Source organism: Microbacterium sp., assembly GCF_047606385.1.
In the GTDB taxonomy this organism is placed as follows: domain Bacteria; phylum Actinomycetota; class Actinomycetes; order Actinomycetales; family Microbacteriaceae; genus Microbacterium.
Map to the genome: position 1 here is coordinate 1 of NZ_JASGEL010000126.1, position 19,148 is coordinate 19,148.

The 19,148-nt window shown below is 64.8% G+C and carries 22 protein-coding genes; 10 read left to right on the forward strand and 12 right to left on the reverse strand.

The window, feature by feature from the left end:
* Window positions 1-164: 164 nt before the first annotated feature.
* From QM626_RS12340 to QM626_RS12365, 6 genes are all read right to left on the reverse strand, one after another.
* Window positions 165-1,061, reverse strand: coding sequence for a glycosyltransferase family 2 protein (locus QM626_RS12340; protein ID WP_415077248.1), 897 nt, complete (start codon window positions 1,059-1,061; stop codon window positions 165-167).
* Window positions 1,061-2,518 (reverse strand): lipopolysaccharide biosynthesis protein, encoded by a 1,458-nt coding sequence (locus QM626_RS12345; protein WP_415077249.1) that lies wholly within the window; start codon window positions 2,516-2,518, stop codon window positions 1,061-1,063. The genes QM626_RS12340 and QM626_RS12345 overlap by 1 nt, the downstream gene beginning before the upstream one ends.
* A gap of 4 nt (window positions 2,519-2,522) precedes the next feature.
* On the reverse strand, window positions 2,523-3,572 hold the full coding sequence (locus QM626_RS12350; protein WP_415077250.1) for a polysaccharide pyruvyl transferase family protein: 1,050 nt from the start codon (window positions 3,570-3,572) through the stop codon (window positions 2,523-2,525).
* A 25-nt stretch (window positions 3,573-3,597) separates the two neighbouring features.
* Entirely contained in the window at window positions 3,598-4,716 is a 1,119-nt protein-coding gene (locus QM626_RS12355; protein WP_415077251.1) for an O-antigen ligase family protein, read from the reverse strand.
* Window positions 4,717-4,885: 169 nt separating this feature from the next.
* A complete protein-coding gene (locus tag QM626_RS12360; protein ID WP_415077252.1) occupies window positions 4,886-5,737 on the reverse strand; it encodes a glycosyltransferase family 2 protein in 852 nt (283 codons plus the stop codon).
* 70 nt (window positions 5,738-5,807) lie between these two features.
* Window positions 5,808-6,671, reverse strand: a complete 864-nt coding sequence (locus tag QM626_RS12365) for a glycosyltransferase (protein ID WP_415077253.1) — start codon at window positions 6,669-6,671, stop codon at window positions 5,808-5,810.
* Between the two features lie 532 nt (window positions 6,672-7,203).
* On the opposite strand from QM626_RS12365, the gene QM626_RS12370 reads away from it, so the two are divergent.
* The 4 genes from QM626_RS12370 to QM626_RS12385 all read left to right on the forward strand — a co-directional run bounded on the left by QM626_RS12370 (window position 7,204) and on the right by QM626_RS12385 (window position 9,637).
* Entirely contained in the window at window positions 7,204-8,514 is a 1,311-nt protein-coding gene (locus QM626_RS12370; RefSeq protein ID WP_415077254.1) for a UDP-glucose dehydrogenase family protein, read from the forward strand.
* Between the two features lie 81 nt (window positions 8,515-8,595).
* Window positions 8,596-8,850 carry a type II toxin-antitoxin system VapB family antitoxin gene (locus QM626_RS12375; protein ID WP_415077255.1) on the forward strand — a complete coding sequence of 85 codons (255 nt, stop codon included), beginning with the start codon at window positions 8,596-8,598 and terminating at the stop codon, window positions 8,848-8,850.
* Entirely contained in the window at window positions 8,850-9,248 is a 399-nt protein-coding gene (locus QM626_RS12380; protein WP_415077256.1) for a type II toxin-antitoxin system VapC family toxin, read from the forward strand. Before QM626_RS12375 ends, QM626_RS12380 begins: the two co-directional genes overlap by 1 nt.
* A gap of 140 nt (window positions 9,249-9,388) precedes the next feature.
* Window positions 9,389-9,637 carry a hypothetical protein gene (locus QM626_RS12385; RefSeq protein ID WP_415077257.1) on the forward strand — a complete coding sequence of 83 codons (249 nt, stop codon included), beginning with the start codon at window positions 9,389-9,391 and terminating at the stop codon, window positions 9,635-9,637.
* A 57-nt stretch (window positions 9,638-9,694) separates the two neighbouring features.
* Here the strand turns inward: QM626_RS12385 and QM626_RS12390 are convergent, their stop codons facing one another.
* Entirely contained in the window at window positions 9,695-9,880 is a 186-nt protein-coding gene (locus tag QM626_RS12390; RefSeq protein ID WP_415077258.1) for a type II toxin-antitoxin system Phd/YefM family antitoxin, read from the reverse strand.
* A gap of 60 nt (window positions 9,881-9,940) precedes the next feature.
* Between QM626_RS12390 and QM626_RS12395 the strand changes: the two genes are divergently transcribed.
* The 5 genes from QM626_RS12395 to galU all read left to right on the forward strand — a co-directional run bounded on the left by QM626_RS12395 (window position 9,941) and on the right by galU (window position 14,651).
* Complete coding sequence (locus QM626_RS12395) at window positions 9,941-10,195, forward strand: type II toxin-antitoxin system Phd/YefM family antitoxin (RefSeq protein ID WP_415077259.1); 255 nt, start codon at window positions 9,941-9,943, stop codon at window positions 10,193-10,195.
* A complete protein-coding gene (locus QM626_RS12400) occupies window positions 10,192-10,578 on the forward strand; it encodes a type II toxin-antitoxin system VapC family toxin (protein WP_415077260.1) in 387 nt (128 codons plus the stop codon). Before QM626_RS12395 ends, QM626_RS12400 begins: the two co-directional genes overlap by 4 nt.
* A gap of 467 nt (window positions 10,579-11,045) precedes the next feature.
* A complete protein-coding gene (locus QM626_RS12405; protein ID WP_415077261.1) occupies window positions 11,046-11,777 on the forward strand; it encodes a cohesin domain-containing protein in 732 nt (243 codons plus the stop codon).
* Window positions 11,778-11,827: 50 nt separating this feature from the next.
* The gene (locus QM626_RS12410) at window positions 11,828-13,645 is read left to right on the forward strand and encodes an amidase family protein (protein WP_415077262.1); all 1,818 of its coding nucleotides are present in this window, start codon (window positions 11,828-11,830) and stop codon (window positions 13,643-13,645) included.
* 115 nt (window positions 13,646-13,760) lie between these two features.
* Window positions 13,761-14,651, forward strand: coding sequence for a UTP--glucose-1-phosphate uridylyltransferase GalU (galU, locus tag QM626_RS12415; protein WP_415077263.1), 891 nt, complete (start codon window positions 13,761-13,763; stop codon window positions 14,649-14,651).
* Between the two features lie 10 nt (window positions 14,652-14,661).
* Here the strand turns inward: galU and QM626_RS12420 are convergent, their stop codons facing one another.
* The 5 genes from QM626_RS12420 to QM626_RS12440 form a co-directional block, all read right to left on the reverse strand.
* Window positions 14,662-15,756, reverse strand: a complete 1,095-nt coding sequence (locus QM626_RS12420) for a hypothetical protein (RefSeq protein ID WP_415077264.1) — start codon at window positions 15,754-15,756, stop codon at window positions 14,662-14,664.
* A gap of 65 nt (window positions 15,757-15,821) precedes the next feature.
* Complete coding sequence (locus tag QM626_RS12425) at window positions 15,822-16,232, reverse strand: type II toxin-antitoxin system VapC family toxin (RefSeq protein ID WP_415077265.1); 411 nt, start codon at window positions 16,230-16,232, stop codon at window positions 15,822-15,824.
* On the reverse strand, window positions 16,225-16,452 hold the full coding sequence (locus QM626_RS12430) for an AbrB/MazE/SpoVT family DNA-binding domain-containing protein (RefSeq protein WP_415077266.1): 228 nt from the start codon (window positions 16,450-16,452) through the stop codon (window positions 16,225-16,227). Before QM626_RS12430 ends, QM626_RS12425 begins: the two co-directional genes overlap by 8 nt.
* A 63-nt stretch (window positions 16,453-16,515) precedes the next feature.
* Complete coding sequence (locus tag QM626_RS12435; RefSeq protein WP_415077267.1) at window positions 16,516-17,103, reverse strand: TetR/AcrR family transcriptional regulator; 588 nt, start codon at window positions 17,101-17,103, stop codon at window positions 16,516-16,518.
* A gap of 33 nt (window positions 17,104-17,136) precedes the next feature.
* Window positions 17,137-17,670 carry a DUF6790 family protein gene (locus QM626_RS12440; protein WP_415077268.1) on the reverse strand — a complete coding sequence of 178 codons (534 nt, stop codon included), beginning with the start codon at window positions 17,668-17,670 and terminating at the stop codon, window positions 17,137-17,139.
* A gap of 76 nt (window positions 17,671-17,746) precedes the next feature.
* Here QM626_RS12440 and QM626_RS12445 point away from each other — a divergent pair, with 76 nt between their 5' ends.
* On the forward strand, window positions 17,747-19,105 hold the full coding sequence (locus QM626_RS12445) for an FAD-binding oxidoreductase (RefSeq protein ID WP_415077269.1): 1,359 nt from the start codon (window positions 17,747-17,749) through the stop codon (window positions 19,103-19,105).
* Window positions 19,106-19,148 lie beyond the last annotated feature (43 nt).

Genomic DNA, 19,148 nt, shown 5'->3' on the forward strand with positions numbered 1-19,148 from the left:
AGTAAGGTGGGGCAACGTCGAGGTCTTCCGTCGGACGGTCGTGTAGGAACTTCCATCCTGGAAGACCTCGACCCCTACCCGACGTCGCCCGACCGCCCCACGACTACACCCCTAAATGCGAAGAGCCAGATTCGGTCCTCACCGTCGGGCTGGCCAGAACCCCGTCAGCCGTGCCGGTCCTCGTCGAAAGCGGCGACAGCCGTGTGCCGATTTTCGCGCCCTGACACCAGCTTCGCGCGCAACTCACCGAAGCGATATAGACCCATCATTCGAAGAAAATACCAGGCCCTTATCCATACTTTTTTTTGAGCATAGAATCGAATGCGGAAGATCTGCTGCCGAAGAATGCGAACATCCTCGGCCGTAAGCGAAGGCAAATGCTTCTTGAGGTATTTCTCCGTGCCGGCGGCTCTTTTTTCGGTTCTCGCCGTGAGTTGACCTGACTGGTGCTTTCGCTGCAGCACCAAAGCGTTTTTCACAGTGCCATAACGCACTCCGCTGCGCAGCACTCGATAGAGGAAGTCCGTATCGTTCTTGACTTTGAGCTCCTCGTCGAAGCCGCCGACTGCGCTCCAAGATGTTGCACGTATGACCATGTTGCTGCCAGTCGCACCGGGATTGATCGACGCAACCTCTTGCGCTCGCATTCCATCCGGCATCCGTGGGCCACCTCGTAAATCATCTCCTAGGAACTCGGTAATCCAAGTGACCACCAGATCGAGATTTCGCTCCTCCACGAGATCGGCCACGGCAGACAGATAGGTCTGTGCCCACAGGTCATCGTCGTCGAGAAAAGCTAGATAGTCTCCCGAAGCCGCCTCGGCTCCGCGATTTCGTGAAGATGAGGCGCCACCGCGACCATCGAGATTCTCGATATAGTTCAAAGGAATCGGCGAGACACGCGTCAAATCTGCGCATACCTCTTGGGCAGCCGGATCCACACAATCACTCACGACAATTATCTCGATCGGCGCATAGTCCTGTTCGAGGACGGACTTCAGCGCGAGCGATAGAAATTCACTTCGACGGTGGGTCGGGACGACACACGTGAATGTGACCATCAGGTCTTCCTCCTTGCCAACGCCAATCGCATGAATTGCAGCAAACTACCAGCGTCGTTTCGCACCCAGGGGAAAAGCCCCCACGCCACGGCCAACCATGCGGCAGCGCAGACCAAACCAGCCCCTACCTGAGCGAGATTTCCGAACGATGCGACAGCGTTAGATCCGAGAAACGACACGACCGCGATCGGAACGCCGAGCAAGCCAACCGCCCTTAGAGCATCAAGATACAACACGCCCAATTTGAGCTTCGATACCCTCATGGCCCACGCCAGCGACGCCGCCCATAGAGCCGCGTACCCGATCGATTGAGCCGCGGCGACGCCGACCGCGCCCCACGGCAAGCCGGCGAGAATGACAACGATCAATGCGGGCTGAGCAACCAGATAGAAGCGGAGCTGGGCGGAAGCGAGGCCTCTTGACATGTAGACCCAGAAGACGATCTGCACTAGTGAGCGAAACACTCCGCTGATCGCGAGCACGCTGAGCAACACGCCGGAGAACTCCCACTCCTCGCCCAATACCAGGACAACCAAGGGCGTGGCCAACGCGGCGAGCAAGCAAAACAACGTCGATGTGACATACAGCGCGACCAGTTGCGCACGCCGTAGATAGGCTACGTATTGCGCTGGCTCATCAACTTTCCGCGACAAAACCGGCACCGCCACTCGCGAAAGCGGTGTATTGATCTGGTTAATCGGCAACCCTAGAAGGCTGAATGCGCGATCATAATATCCGAGAGCGACGTTACCCCAAACACGTCCGATCGAGATGCTATCGACATTACGGGTGGCATATGCAACTAACTGTGTTGCCGCGAAACTCACGCCGAATGACAACAATCCACGCATCGGAACGCGATGAGGGAGACCAGGCCACCAGCGACTTAAAATGACGGAAAGCGCGAGGGTCATCAGGGCGATGACCAATTGTTGCGCAACTAGCGCCCAGTATGTATGCAATGTAAACGCGATACCGGCAGCGATGAGAAAACCTAGGAAATATGGCAGCAGATCTATGACGGAAAGTGCCGTAAATCTTAATTCACGGTTTATCGATACCTTGAATTGCGTACTTAAGCCGTTAAGAAAGAACGTGACAGCTAGGGCCTGCGTGATCTGCACGACTTCCGGCTGCCCATAGAAAGCGGCGATTAGGTAGGAGCCTGCAAAGAAGACAATCGCCAGAACCGCACCGACTCCGGCATTGATCCAGAACAGATTGCTCTGCTGATGGCGCGTAAGTTCTTTCGCCTGCAAAGCTGCCATGGAGAGACCGAAGTCGCGGAATATCTCTCCTACGCCGACGATGGCCACGACCATCGCAACCAGACCATAGTCGTGTGGTGACAGTAGTCTGGCGAGCAGCACGGTCGAGAGCAGCATGATGCCGATCTTGATCAGCTGGGCTGTGATGGTGATCGCTCCACCCCGTGCAGCGCGGGACGCGAGGCTCATAGGCCTACCTCTCGACAATCTGGCGGACCATGACATCTGACAGATCGTCGAGCCTCCGATGCGCCTGTTCGACGATCTGCAAGACACGCCCCGCGATAGCTGCCGGTTCCGAGATCCCGACGTACGAGAGCTCGTCATATCCGGTCAGGAAGTCGACGACTCCAATCGGATCAAGCGTGCGTCTCAACTTCGGGGACATGGCAGGAGGCGCTCCAAGCGGACCTGCTCCCTCTGTTGCTCCGATAACCAGTGCATGCAGTCTGTCGCTGACCACGTAGAGCGAACGTCTGAACTCGCGACGAACGATGCGCTCTTGCGCCGCATGCGGCACACCCGGTTGCCACGGCACAAGCTCTGCGCTCAGCCGTGCGGCGAGCTCCTCGGCTCGCTGGCTGTCCCGGCGAACCTGGACGACGATGATCGGCGTTAACCTCCGTTCCTCCGCAAAGCGACGGATCGCGTCTATCCAGCTCTGACTCGGCGCAGGCCGATCTCCACGCAAGCTAATGGCGATCCTAGATCGCGGCTCGGGATCGATTTCAACACTTGATCGGGCGCTCGTGGAGATGGCCCAGTCGGGCGACACCTCACCGACACCAGCATGCGCACGACTGTCAGCATCTCGCCACGTGACGACATCGAAGAAGCGAAGTGCGCTCATTTTGCCGGCTCCGCTGCGTTCGACATGCCGAACGCCTACTCCCGACTGCAGAAGCGCGCCGCCTCGCATCCGCACGCTTGCGAGCGCCCGAAGCTGCGCCGCGCCGAGGTGCCGCATTCCTCGTACCTGGGCGATCTCACCTGCATTGGCAAGAAAAGAGGTGACGCCGCGACCGCGGTTTAGCCGCATGCTCGACAGCCATTGCGCGCGATCGCGATAAACGACGTCCTGCGCTCCTAGACCCACGTTTTGGACATAATCGTCGGAGTTTGCGCCGATGTAAGCGTGCAATTGAATCGGCGGTCGATGAACAGATGTGATCAACCCGCGCCGTAGGACCGAATCACCAATGTTGTCGTTCTGGCCGACCACCGACACGAACAAACTCTTCATGACACCACTCTCAGGTTGTTCGGTCTCATGCCGTAACTGACGAGCTCAGACCACGCGGCGCAGGGGCACGTCCCGATATTCGATCGCCGGCGCGCCGTAGCGGGCGTGGAACATCCAAGACGCCGACAGCCAGCCCGATCAGCATCCAATAGTGAATCTCGTTGTAAAAGGCCGAGGTCAGCGCAAAGGTCCACACCAGCAGCATGACGCCGACCGCGACCGGCTTGAGCGGGCCGAGGCCACGCCAGAACATCGACGCCAAAACTAGACCCGTGATGATCAAGAACACGACGAACAGCACGATGCCACCTTGATACCAGGCCCTGATCAACATATCGTGCACAACCACGGAGCCATATACCGCCTGATTCGTCCCGTCCATGCCCCACCCGATGATGGGCGACAACTGAATCCTCGCCCATCCTTCCGCCCATGTGGCTTGCCGGATTTCCCATGACGCCACACCGTCGCCTTGACCGGTGACGTCGAGCACACGGGCTTGAGTATCGTCAAACAGCGCGGTCAAATCGACACCAAGAAAAGCCGCCACTACTGTCACGACAAAGATCAAACACACCAGGCCGACGAAGACCTTCCACATCGCGGGACTCAACAGTAGAAGCGCCACCAAGCCGACCGCGAGGACGAGGAGCGCACTCAGGCTTCCTGAAGCGATCAGCGCGAGGAAATTCACGACGATCACAGCGAGGATAACGACACGTGACGCGAGCCTGTGAACTCGTGAAAGTGCCCACGCGAGCACGACGATCACAACAGTCGACATCAGCGCGAGTACGTTCGGATGCCCCGCGAGACCGTTGGCCCGACCGTCGCGCGCCATATTTCCCGCGACCTCGATTCCGAGGTAGCTCTGTGCGAGCCCTGCGAGCGCAGACGCCGTCTGCACCGAGACGAATCCCCAAACACCGATATACAGCGATCGCGAGTGAAATTCACGAAGAAACCGCATCACGTAGGGCAGAAGGGCGACAAGGAGCGCGAGACCGATCGCTGTGCGGAAACTCGCGGACACGGAAGTTGCAGTTCCCGAGACAAGGCCAGCAATAAGCGTCAGCACACCCGCGACAAGCCAAAGAGGCCCCCCGAACGGCCGGCGCACCATTCCGAGCAATGCGGTGACCACCAACAGTATTTGAAAACCCAGTGTCAGCCTGGTACCTAGTTCATTGCCGAGCGTACGCCACAGCGGAACAAGAATGATACATAGCGTCCATACAGCCGCGACGATCTGCCGCAGATGTGTACCGACCCCACTACTCGCCGAGGATCGCGCCAGTTGATTGCTCACTGGCTTAGTTCCGGTTCCAGGGTCGGGATGCCAGTGTCTTGAATGAAGCAGTTGGATTGCGTAGCATCCACTGGCCGAGCGTAATTGCTGCCCGCACACGGCTGCCACTCGACCATTGGGCCCGCGCGGTCCGAACCAATGCTGCTCTCGCAACATCGTTATGACTCATCAGATCAATCGAGAGACCACAAAAGTCTGCGTAGTAGGCGCGGATGTTTTCCTTACTCATAATGGCACTGTCGGCTGCTCTCGCGGATTTCCCTCCAACGAGCCGATACTTCGCCGCAGGAGTCTCGTGCACCTTTATACCCCCGACTATGGACAGCCGAATGAGCAACTCGTAGTCCTCAGCGTATCGGGGTGACAGCGGAGGGGGCGCCATCTGAAGCGTCGCCTCGTAGGCTGCGCGTCGCAGCACTGCGGCCGCCGGCGGCCAGGGACCATACCCCTCACGTAGCAGAGTCTCTGTGGTTACCGGGCTGTACCTAATTGGAAAGGCAACCTCGCGGTGAGAGCCGACACCGATGATTGTGCCCGCGCATACCGCCAACGATGGCTCACGCACAAGTTGCGTCACCGATTCGCGCACGCCATTGGGAACGAGTTCGTCATCTGCGTCGAGAAATACAAGATATTCACCGGTAGCGGCTTCAGCTCCGACACGCCGAGCAGCAGAAGCACCGCTATTCTCCTGACGAATAATCACCGCACCGAGCGCAATCGACACTTCCGCTGTAGCGTCCGTAGAGCCGTCATCCACCACGATGACTTCCGAAGCTCCCGACGATACAGCAGAACGCACTGCTGCCTCGATCGTTGACTCCGAGTTATACGCGGGAATTACCACTGAAAACACGCCACTACCTCTCGCCCGATGGCAGGAAAATTTGTCTAACCTAATCCTCTTTCATCACGACTCGACCGGGTCACGTGAGTGTAGATGATGTTCGGGGCTTCACATGAGTGCCCCGGGCGAGATCCACGCGTGTTCGCAACCATTCCTTTGCAAACCACGTGTTTCTGATCCAAAAAAGAGGGAGCTCCCAAAATGCACTCTTAATCTTTCTCAGAAACGACGCGTCGGACCCTAAGTCGACATCGATTGAGAAGTTTTCGGCGACGACTGCCTTTCGCGTCACCGGTCCCCGGATGCCATTCATCATATTTCCGTCATGAATGACCTGCGCCCACATCGGCGCATCTATGATCTGGAGGATGTCGGCATGTTTTCGAATCTGAGTGTGCTTCATGTGGAATACCGTGGCAGGGACACCGCCCTGCGGTATACGCTCGATTAGAGAGACAAACGGATTAGAATTGGCGTCGTACCGATAGACCTGGCCGCCCGGCACAATCTGAATACCACGGACAAAGTTGAGGTACAGCAGGTCCTGACGAGCAAATCTTGACTGCACGGCCTGAATGTAGTCTCGACTCAACGCGTCATCGTTGTCCACGCGGGAGGTGATTATGAAATCACTATCAGTCAGTGGCGCTATACAACGCGACACAAGCTCACCATCGAAGAATTCGTTAATCCATACGGGCTCGAAGTGGGCGCGTGATGCGAGACCTTCGACGCGCTGTCGAAAATCGTCGCTGACATCGTCTTGGAAGAAGACCAACCATCGAAAGCGCTTACTCGTCTGAGAATTGAGCGACGGAACAGCGGTCCGGCTGAACAAATCAAGCCTACGGTCAAGCCATTCGGACGACGGTCGCGCGACCTGACTGCGAGCGAATCGCACGTTAAACCGCGTAATAACGAAGTGACTGAATTCTTCCGCCACTGCTCTCCCTCACGGCTCGTCGTAACAACCCGACAGCAGCCCGGGGTCTACCTGCCGAGCCGCTGGCTAAGGGCGGCATCGAAGGCACCCACGATGACATAGTGACGGCGAGGGGCTGCGCTCGTCAATCTGAGCTCGTCGTCTCGCACAGATGAGCGGGCTATTCACAGCGTCGACGACCAGGCAGCGTCACAGGATCGACGACCGGCAGCGCTAGGTTCGGAATCTCGATCGTTAAGCGGCCTAGCAGGCCCCAAGAATCGGTTCCGCCCGAGAACCCCGCTGCTGCGCCACCGGCCGGCCGAACCCCCGGCCAGACCTTGCGCCCTCGCGTTGGCGGCGTCTGCTGGGCCCTGCGCCTTCTGAACGGCCGCGCCCCGAGCCTTCGAGCGATATCGCGGTCGCAACGCTCGCCGCCGGCGGTCCGCAGTCTGAAGCCACGACCTCGTTTACAGGACGGATACGTATGTCTGGTAGGAACGTTTAGACCTCAAGAGCGGTCATTCAGAGGTTTGCGTCTACGGGGAGATCCATGAAGCTTTCGGTCATCGGTTGCGGTTACCTGGGGGCCGTGCATGCGGCGGCGATGGCGTCGATCGGCCACGAGGTGGTCGGAATCGACGTGGACCAGCGCAAGATCGACGCGCTGTCCAAGGGCGAGGCGCCGTTCTTCGAGCCGGGGCTGCAGGAGATCCTCACCGCGGGCATCGAATCGGGCAACCTGCGGTTCACGACCGACCTCTCGGCCGCCGCCGGAGCGAAGGTGCACTTCATCGGCGTAGGCACTCCGCAGCAGAAGGACGGCTATGCAGCCGATCTCACCTACGTCAACGCGGCCGTCGACGGGCTGCTGCCGTTCCTGGCCGAGGGCGACATCGTCGCGGGCAAGTCGACTGTGCCGGTCGGCACGGCCGCCGTGCTCGCCGAGCGCGTCACCCCGACCGGAGCGACCCTGGTGTGGAACCCGGAGTTCCTCCGCGAGGGCTTCGCCGTGCAGGACACCGTCGACCCGGACCGGCTGGTCGCGGGCGTTCCGGCCGGCGACGAGGGCGAGCAGGCCGCATCCATCCTCCGGGAGGTGTACCACCCGTCAGTCGCGAAGGGCACCCCGTTCATCGTCACCGACTATGCGACAGCCGAGCTGGTGAAGGTGTCGGCGAACGCGTTCCTGGCGACGAAGATCTCGTTCATCAACGCGATGGCCGAGATCGCGGAGGTCACCGGGGCCGATGTCACCCAGCTCGCGGACGCGATCGGGTACGACGCCCGCATCGGACGCCGCTTCCTCGGCGCCGGCATCGGGTTCGGCGGTGGCTGCCTGCCGAAGGACATCCGGGCGTTCTCGGCACGCGCGGAGGAGCTCGGGCGCGGAGAGTCCGTCGCCTTCCTGCGCGAGATCGACGAGATCAACCTCCGTCGCCGCGACCGGGCCGTGCAGCTCGTGGTCGACGGGCTCGGCGGATCGGTCTTCAAGAAGAACGTCACCGTGCTCGGCGCCGCGTTCAAGCCCCATTCCGACGACATCCGTGACTCCCCCGCGCTCGACGTCGCCGTGCGCCTGCACGGCCTCGGCGCCTGGGTCACCGTCACCGACCCCGCCGCGATCGAGAACGCCCGCCGCATCCACCCCCAGCTGAACTATGTCGAGGACCGCGACGAAGCCCTGCGCGGCGCGGACGCCGTCATCGTCGTCACCGAATGGGATGAGTACCGGCGCGAGCTCGACCCCGCCTATGCCGCATCCCTGACCGCCGGCAGCGTGATCGTCGACGGCCGCAACTGCCTCGACGCGACCGCGTGGCGCGCTGCGGGATGGGACTACTACGGCATGGGGCGGCCGTAACGGCACACGTCGTCACCGTGGCGGCGCCTGACGAGTGTTCCAACAAGGGTGGCTTTCTTCCATTCGGGCTACCATGAACCCGTGACCCTCAACATCAAAGATGCGGAAGCCGACCGACTCGCCCGCGAGCTCGCCGCGGCGACCGGCGAAAGCATCACGGTGGCAGCACGCACGGCGCTCGCGGAGCGCCTCCAACGCGTGCGAGGACGCGCCGTCGCTGCAGACACCTTGACCGACCTGGAAGCCATCGTCGCGCGCGCGCGCAAGCGCGCCACCATCGACGCCCGCCCCGTCGACGAGCTCCTCGGCTACGACGAGCAGGGGCTGCCGTCCTGATGCCCGTGGTCATCGACACCTCCGCGCTCATGTCGATCGTCCTGGGCGAGGACGACGCGCCGGCCTTCGCACGCGCTATCGCCGCACATGTCGGCGACCTGAGCATCAGCGCAGCGACCCTCGTCGAGTCGACGATCGTCGCGGAGACCAGGCAAGGCCTCGGCGCCACGCAAGACCTGGAACTCCTGCTCCACCGCGCACGAATCGAGGTGATCCCCTTCGACGCGGCACAGGCCTCGATCGCCGCCGGCGCCTGGCGCCGCTTCGGCAAGGGGCGACATCCCGCCGCCCTCAATCTCGGCGACTGCTACTCCTACGCGCTCGCCCGTCACCTGAACGCCGAACTCCTGTTCAAGGGCGACGACTTCACGCAGACCGACGTCGCCGCTGCCCTGTGAGCCGGCAAGCGCACACGTTGCATCAGCGCCTGCTCCTCCCCAGGGCGGTGCCGCTGGATCGTTTTCCACCGCCCTTCGCTCCCGGGCTCGCGGGGCGCGCGAGGATGGCACGCTGACGGCGTCCGGTTCACAATGGGAGGATGCACGTGTCTACCGAGACGATCGCGACCATCATCAGCGCGGCCGCCCTGCTGCTCAGCTTCTTCGTCGCGTTCTTCGGCGGCTTCAGCTGGCTGATACGACGCACCGACGCGCAGCTGGGCGAGGTGAAGCAGGAGGTCAGCGGGCTCAGACACGACCTGGGCGAGGTGAAACACGAGCTGGGCGAGGTGAAGATCGCGATCGCCCGCATCGAGGGGCCGCCACGCCACCTGCTGCGCGCACGCTGACGCCCCGGCAGACGCGCAGCCGGCCGCGGAATCGACGTCGAACGTCGCGTTAACGCGCTAGTGAGTGACGATCCAGCGCACCGTGAGCTGACCGCGGAGCCCAGCGAACTCGTCGGCGTTGCGGGCGACCTCTCGGCGCGGGGCGACCTCCGCGATGGGCTCGCCGTGGTCGGTGATGACGTAGACAGCGCCGGCCTTGACCTCACGCAGCATCCACGTCGGGTTCTGGCGCAACTCGCCCACGCTGATCCTGTTCGCGGGGAAGAGCCGACTACCGCGTGCGACGCGTGCTACATTGACGCCATGCCGACCATCAGCCATCGAGAGATGCGCAACCAGAGCAGCAGGGTGCTGCGCGAGGTCGCCGCGGGCGAGTGCTTCACCGTGACCAATGACGGCGTCCCGGTCGCGATCCTCGCCCCCGCGGCCGCGACACGTGCAGAACTCACACCCGCACGCCCGGCGACACGCCACGGCGGCATCGGATCGCTCCCCCGTCACCGCCTCGACGGCACCACCCTCGCGGAGACGCTCGACGACCTGCGAGACGGACGTTGACCCGCGCCTACCTCGACACCTCCGCGGCGGGAAAGCTGCTCATCGACGAAGACGAGTCCGCCGCACTGGCCGCGTGGATCGAGGAGAACGACGCCGAACTCGTCTCCACGCTTCTCGTCGAGACCGAGCTGCGACGCGTGGCGGCCAGACACGACCTGCCGCAAGCCGACGTCACCACGGTGCTCGACTACGTCTCGCTCTACGAGATGCCACCGAGCCTCTACCGCGAGGCGGGGCTGCTGCCGGGGGCATCCCTTCGCTCGCTCGATGCGCTGCATCTCGCCGGCGCCATCCGGATCGGCGCGCAGACCGTCCTCACCTACGACACACGCCTCGCCCAGTCGGCACAAGCCCTCGGACTCCACGCCCTCGCACCCTCATGATCCGCGCGTGGCTGCGCGCGAAGGCGACCCGATGAACACCCATGGGCACAGCCCCCCGAGGTCGTGCGATGCCGAGGACGGATGCCGCGATAGGGGCGTTTACATGCAGCTTCGATGAGCACATCATTGCTCGCATGGGTTTGATCCACGTGAGGCGCTCGGCGCGACCCTGGTGACCAGCGATGCTCGACTCGCGCACGCTCCGGGAAATCAAGCGGAGATCGACCTCGTCACCGGCTGATCGACGAGAGGTCTCCGTCGGTCCACCGCCGTAGACGCCGACGCAATGAGGTCGAGCACCCGACCTGAACCGCATAGTTCGCATGCGTGAAACGTGCCAGTAGTCCGCCGAAATCTGGCACTGGGAGTCTTCCCAGCAGACACATCACCTTCGGAGCGCCGTCGCTCGCACAGCCCCATCGTGCGGCAGCGCTCACCTCCCCTCATCGAGAAGGATCTGCGCACGCATGCCTGAAAACACGCACGCCCCTCGTCCGAGACGGCGCCTGGCAGCTTTGCTGGCCGCCGTCGCCGCAGCGGGCCTGGCCCTGGTCGCCGCCCCCGCCGCGCATGCGGCATCCGACCCGTACACGGCGATCACGGTCACCTCCGACGCGTCCGTGACCGTCGGCGACACGGTCACCGTCGCGGTCGACGCCACCGGGCTGCTCGACGCCTACGCCTACACGGTCACGCTCGGCTACGACCCCGCACTGCTGTCCTTCGACACCACCAGCCCCGTCTACCCGGCCGGGGGCTACGGCGCCGCGACCACCGGCACCGGCACGGTGACCTTCTCCGCGACGCGCCTGGGCACCTCGCCCGGCCTGACCGGCGACCAGAACCTCGTGACGTTCACCTTCACCGCTCTCAGCGCCGGCACCGCGACCATCACCCTCACCGACGGCAGCATCGTCGCCTCCGACGACACGACGTCCGCCATCACCACCGGCACCGCAGAGCTCACGGCCGAGACCACGATCGCAGCCGCGCCGGTCACCGACGACGGCACCGGAACCGACGACGGCACCACCACGGGCTCCGAGACCACCACGACCTCCGGCTCGACGGCATCCGACGGCTCGCTCGCCGTCACCGGTCAGGATGCTGCGCCCTGGGTCGCCACCGGCGCCTTCGCCCTCACCCTCATCGCACTGGGCACCGTGCTCGCGCTGCGCCGCCGCGGGGCGACCCGATGAGCGCCCGTCACCGCGAGCACACCGCATCCGCTCTCGACCCGAGGAAGACCATGTCCATCAGGCTCACCCGCGCCCTCGCCGCCTCCGCCGTCCTCGGCGTCGTGAGCGCCGCCCTCGTGGCGACTCCTGCGCTCGCCGACGACTCCGCCGACTACTCGACCGCGGCGATGCTCGCCCCGTACTACACCGACCTCGACCTGACCGGCGACGACCAGGTCACCACCGCCGACCTCGACGTCGCCTTCGCGCAGCTGGGTACCACCAGCGCCGACCCATCGTGGTCGACCGTGTCGGTGATCGACGAGGACGGCGACGGCGTGATCACCATCACCGACCTCGCCGACCTGTCGCAGCGCATGATCTACGACGACGGACCGTTCGAGCTCGTCGAGGCCGATGTCGTCGACATGCAGGCGGCGATGAACGCCGGCGTGACCACCTCCGTCGAGATCACGCAGGAATACCTCGACCGGATCGCCGCGTACGACACGACCGTCGTCTCCGGCGGCACGCGCGCGCTGCACTCGATCATCAGCACGAACGACGAGGCCCTCGCTGCGGCGGCGGCCGCCGACGAGACCCGCGCCGAGCAGGGCATGACCAGCATGCTGCTGGGCGTGCCGATCGCGCTGAAGGACAACTACGACACCTACGACATGCCCACCACGGCCGGCTGCGGCTGCTGGGACGACAACCAGACCACCACCGACGCGGCGATGGTCACCGGGCTGCGCAACGCCGGTGCGGTGATCCTCGCCAAGGCCAGCCTCGACGAGTTCGCGTACGGCTTCGTGTCCGAGTACTCCTCCTTCCAGGATCCGGGTCAGACCACCCTCGTCGCCAGCCCCTACGACACGAGCAAGACCGCCGGCGGCTCCAGCGGCGGCACGGGAGCGGCGATCTCGGCCAACCTCGCCGGCATCGGGTTCGGCACCGACACGGGCGGCTCGATCCGAGTGCCGTCGTCGTACAACCAGCTCGTGGGCATCCGTCCCACCGTGGGCCTGACCAGCCGCGACGGCATCGTGCCGCTCGCCCTCACTCAGGACACCGGTGGTCCCATCGCCCGCAGCGTGACCGACGCGGCCGTGGCCCTGGACGCGGTGGTCGGCGTCGACGAGGCCGACCCCATCACCCAGGAGCAGGAGGGCAACGTGCCGGACTCGTACACCGAGTACCTCGACGCCGACTCGCTGCAGGGCGCACGCATCGGCTACGTCGCGTCGATGCTGGGGTCGGATGCCGCGACCATCGCCGCGTTCACCGCTGCCAAGGCTGCGCTGGAGGCGCAGGGGGCGACGGTCGTGGAGATCACGCCGCCGACCGGGTTCAGCGCCGTGCTCAGCGAGGCCTCGGGCTCGACCAACGAGTTCAAGCACGACCTCACCGAGTACATCAACTCGCATCTGGCCGAGAACGTGACGGCGCGCAGCATCACGGACATCCTCGCGACCGGCAACTACGTCACCTCGCGCACGAGCACCTACAACCAGCGCAACGCCGTGACCGAGGAGACCTACGAGGCGTGGGCGGGCACCGACGGCACCCACACCACGGCGATCGCGAACGGGAACACGCTCGTGACGGCGATGCTCGACGACAACGACCTCGACGCGCTGATCTACCCGAGCACGAACTCGTACTCGACGATCGGCACCAACATGCGCCTGAGCCCCAACACCGGCATGCCTGCCGTGACGGTGCCGATGGGCACCACGGGCACCGGCGAGGGCGGGTCGAGCGTCGGCGTCAACCTCGAGTTCCTCGGGCGCGACTACTCCGAGGGCCCGCTGATCGGACTCGCCTACGCGTTCGAGCAGGCCACACAGGCCCGCACGACGCCGGCGCTGTACGGCGCACTGCAGTAGCACGCGGCGGGCTCCCCTCGGGCCCGGATTCCGCTCACGCGGGTCCGGGCCCGAGCGCACGTAACGGTTCGCCTCTAGAAACAACCTGTTCACACCCCATCCATAGGGTGGAACAGTGACTCGCGAACCGATCAAGACCGTCATCCCCGCCGCCGGCCTGGGCACCCGCTTCCTGCCCGCCACCAAGGCGATGCCGAAAGAGATGCTGCCGGTGGTCGACAAGCCGGCCATCCAGTACGTCGTCGAAGAGGCCGTCGCGGCCGGCAGCGACGACGTGCTGGTCGTCGTCGGACGCAACAAGAACGCGCTGGCCAACCACTTCGACCGCGTCACCGAGCTCGAGCACACGCTCGAGCGCAAGGGCGACGCGTCCAAGCTCGAGAAGGTCATGGCCGCCAGCCGGCTCGCTGACATCCACTTCGTGCGCCAGGGCGACCCGCTCGGGCTCGGCCACGCCGTGCTGCGCGCACGCAAGCACGTCGGCGACGAGACCTTCGCCGTGCTGCTCGGCGACGACCTCATCGATGCACGCGATGTGCTGCTCTCCCGCATGATCGACGTCTCCCGCGCCGAGTCGGCGACCGTGATCGCGCTCATGGAGGTCGAGCCGTCGCAGATCCACCTCTACGGGTGCGCCGCCGTCGAGGAGACGGGCGAGCCGGATGTCGTGAAGGTGAAGTACCTGGTCGAGAAGCCGGCCGCATCCGACGCCCCGAGCAACCTCGCGGTCATCGGCCGCTACGTGCTCAAGCCTGAGATCTTCGACGTGCTCGAAGAGACCGGTCCGGGCAAGGGCGGCGAGATCCAGCTGACAGACGCGCTCGAGGCGCTGGCGGCCGACGAGCAGATCGCCGGCCCGGTGCTCGGCGTCGTCTTCCGCGGACGCCGCTACGACACCGGCGACCGGCTCGACTACCTCAAGTCGAACCTGCTGCTCGCCCTCGACCGCGACGACCTCGGCGCGGAGCTGGGCCCCTGGCTCAAGGAGCTGGCCGGGCAGCTGTGACGCGAACGGCTCATTCATCGATGACGTCCGCGCCCGAAGAACGCATCCCGCCCGTGCAGGCGAATGCTGCTTCACGTTCGTTGAGTCGGTCCTCGATACGGCGCAGCCGTGATTCGGCGGCGTCGATGCGGATCCGCGCGACGGCACTCGCGAACGTCGATCGTCGGTAACGACGCCACGGTATCGCCCCCAGCACACTCAGCCCTCCTCCGGTGAAGAGAACGACTGCGAGCCAGCCGAGGGCAGATGACGATGCGAGGGAGGCCCACCAGGTCACGATCGTCCCGAGCGTGAACCATGGCACGACCACGAAGCTATAACCCACGACACGAACTAACACGGCCCAGCCCCCGCGAGCGCCGACGACAAGAGCAACGATCCCCGCACCGTATAGAACGCCGAGACCCAGTAGCGACAACTGTGATCCCAATTCGATGCTTTTCGAATCAGGCACTCCGGCAGCGCGCAACAGCACGCCCCCGACCACCGGCAGCACGATCGTCGTCGCGAGGGACCACATGAAGACAGTCGCCCACGCGCCGCGCGTGCTCGACTGCGCACGTTGCGCCAGCTCCGAAATCGTCGCCCGCAGACGGTCGCGCTCTTTCAACACCTGATGCCGTCGCTGGGCCGGGCTCCCCCACTTGAGTTGCCTCAATTCGTTTGCGGCGACGGCGCCGATGCTCCACAGCAGCCAGGCGAAGACGGCCGTCGCGGGCGCTCCTGCAGACACGAACACATCGATCGTCACCGCGCTTGCGGCAAACGATCCACCGGCGAGCACCAGGACGACGAAAACACCGAACCTGCGCTGAGCACCATCGACCTCGGAATCCACGCTGTTCTCGCTGAGCCCGTAGAACTGCGGAAGGCGACCAGCCAACAGCAACGGAACGATCACCGCCAGGCCCGTCAGCGCGGCTCCTGTCGAGCCGGAGTAGAAGAACCGCCAGGCTTCCGTCGCATGCTCGTCGCCTCTCACCATCCCCCAGACGGCGATGGGGAGGACGACGGCAGCCACGAATATCACACCGACGAATGCGAATGTCGCCGCGGTTACCGACGCCGTACGCCCGTTACTCAGTTCACCAGCGGTGCGCGTCATAGGATGTGCCCTTCTCGTATCACGGAACGCGTCCACGTTCCTCGTTCCTTTTCGTTTTTTGTTCCTCAGTCGGGGGCGACGACGGCGAGTCCTGGGAAGTACGTGCGATAGCGAGCGGCATCCCGAGTCAACAGCGTGTAGTCCGAGACGAGCGCGTGAGCACCGATGTAGAAATCCGGCAATGGAGAGGTACGTGTGCCGCCGGAGCGTTGATAGGAGAAAAACGCCTTGCCCGCGATGAAGCCTGCGCTGAACGGCAGCGGCTCTCGGCGAAAGATCTTGTCCGGAACGGCGATGTCCGTGTCCTCGACGCTCTCAAAACGAACGGAGACTTCGGCGTAGACGATCGGATCGATGACCAGGACGCCACGCCGCGCCGCTCGAGCGAGAGCGTCGGACGACCAGGATGCCCACGCGATGTCGTCGGTGAGCACGTCAAGGATGACGCTCGAGTCGACGAGGGTCGTCTCACTCACCGCGTGTGAGGTCCAAGAGCTCGTCGGTCGTCATTCCTTGACGCGCAGCGCCGCGCGCGTCGCGGATCCATCGATCCGTCGGACTGAGTTCGGGCGTACTGTGCACGATGCGCAGGGTCGCTCCGTCCTGCACCACGTCGACCTCGTCACCTTCGACGAACCCGAGTTTGTGACGCAACTCGGCGGGGATGGTCACCTGGCCCTTGCTGTTGAGCTTCATCTCCCGCCTCCGCGTATTACGGTATGAACGATTAAGGTATTACGCAACGGCCCGGCTCTTCGGTCACCGTGCGGGGGCGCACCCGTCGAACAGCACCTCGAGCGGTTCTCGGATCGACCAGGTCAGACTCGCCCCGGCGGGCAGGCTCGCCCACAACGACGACGCACCGTGCGCGATCAGCCAGAAGGAGACCGTCAAGACGAACGGATCCCCCACGAGCTCGCCGTTCTCGACCCCGCGGCGCACCGCTCTGCCGATCGGATCGTCTTCGCGCATCCTCCGCATCAGATGCTCGACGCCCGTGGCACCCCCGCTCGCAGCCCCGTGGAAGACGAGGGCGTACAGTCGCGGATTGTCCACGCCCCACTGCCAATAGGCCAGGCACAGCGCGAGGATGTCGTCTCGGGCGCTGCCGGTCAGGGCCACCGAGTCCTGGACGTCGACGATCATCGCGAAGATCCGCTCGAAGACCGATCCGAGAAGGAACTCCTTGCTTCCGAAGAGGGTGTAGATCGCCGTGGTCGTGGTGCCCTCGGACGCCGCAAGCGCACGAAGCGAGAGACCCTCCGCGCCGGATGACGCGACGACGTCCATCGCGCGCGAGACGAGGCGGTCGCGCAGGTCGTCGTCATAGACAGGGGCTCGCGCCATGGCATGAACCTTCCGCCGGTCGATGACCGGCTCTCAGTCCGCGAGCGCCTCCGACGACCGTCGCCGTCCGGCCCGCTGCGCCGCCCAGAGCAGCAGCAGCCCGACGACGGGGAAGAGCGCGTCGTAGATCCACGTGCCGCCGACGTTTCCGACGGCGGCATCGCCCTGAGCGAAGTTGACGAGATGGTTGATCAGGTCGATGTAGAGGAACGCGCCGTATGCGATCATCACCAGCCAGCGGGCGCGCTGGTCGAGCCAGATCGCACCGATGCCCAGGATGGCCCAGCCCACGTTGGCCGCCGCCTCCTCGATCTCCGACTGGCTGTACTCGTAGCCCAGCGCGGCGGCGAACTGATGCGGCAGCAGGATCTCGTACACGGCCACCTGCAGTGCCAGCAGGGTCATGCCGGCGCCGAACCACCAGCGGATCCAGATCTCCAGCCGTCCCCCGGGTGACGTCGGCTTGCGGACCGCGACGGTGATCAGCGCTCCGACCACGGCAACCACCAGCGGCAGGCACGACGCGACCGAATTGCCGATGTAGTCGCCGATCTCCGTCTCCGACATCCCCGCTCCCCTCCGGATGCTCGAATGATAACAGCGTTATGCGCCGGTCTCAGCACGACGCGTCACAATGGAGACGATGCACGCGAATCGACCGCACACTCAGGGCGACATCTTCGTCGCCGGAGATCCCGGCTACGCGGACGCGGTGGCCACGTGGGACACGTCGGTGAGCATGCGGCCGTCGGTGGTCGTCACGGCGGCATCCGTCGACGACATCGCCGCCACCGCGTCCTGGGCCGATGCGCGCGGGCTGGACATCGCCGTGCACAACACCGGGCACGGCACGTTCACCGACGCCGTCGACGCCGCGCTCATCGACGTCAGCCGGCTCCGCGGCGTGCGAGCGGATCTCGAGAATCGGACCGTCGCCGTCCAGCCGGGCGCTCGCTGGTCCGATGTGTCCGCCGTCGTCGCCCCGCACGGGCTCATCGGACTCGCCGGCGGCTCGCCGGGCGTCGGAGTGGTCGGCTACACGCTCGGCGGCGGTCTCAGCCCCATCGGGCGCACGTTCGGGATGGCAGCCGACCGGGTCCGCGCGGTCACCGTGCTCGACGCCGACTGCGGTCCGCTTCGCGTCACCGCACAGACCGAGCCCGAGCTGTTCTGGGCGCTGTGCGGCGGCGGCGCGCTCGGCATCGTCACCGAGCTCGAGTTCGAGCTGGTGGCGTTGCCCTCGCTCTTCGGCGGCGGCGTGTACTTCCCGGGCGAGGAGGCTCCCGCGCTCCTCACCGCGTACCGCGACTGGGTGCCGTCGCTGGACGAGCGGACCTCGACCTCGATCGCCCTGCTGCATCTGCCGGCCCTGCCGCAGCTGCCGGAGGCACTGCGCGGCCGCTACGTCACGCACCTCCGGGTCGCGCACGTCGATCCGAGGGATCCGGACATCGAGGCCACCGGCCGACGACTGCTGGCCCCCATGGTCGCCGCCGGCACCGTGATCGACGACGACACCCGCGTCATGGGGCCGGCGGACCTGCCCGACATCCATCGTGATCCCGTCGCGCCGACCGCCACCTCCTACCGAGGCGGACACGTCGACCACATCGACGACCGCACGATCGCGACGATCGCCGCCGCTGCCGACGCGCGCGAGCATCCGGCTCCCACCCTGATCGAGCTGCGCCACCTGGGCGGGGCGTACGCCCGCACCACCCGGGATCCCAACAGCGCCACCGCCCGAGGATCGGCGTTCAACCTCTACGTCTCGGCCCACTGGGGACCGAACGGCCCCGACGGGGCCCGCTCGCTCGCCGACGACGTCGCCGCGCGCATCGGGTCGGGCGGAGTCGGCGCCCAATTGAACTTCTTCGGACCCGCGCCGCACCCGGGCGACCTGCTGAGGCTGTGGCCGGATGCCGACGCCGACCGCATCCTCGCCGCCCACGCCCGGCTCGATCCGCGCGGCCGCCTCCGCACCGGCCGGCCGCTGCGCTGACGCGTCGCCGCCCCGTCCGGTTCTGCACCGGCTCTCAGGGAAC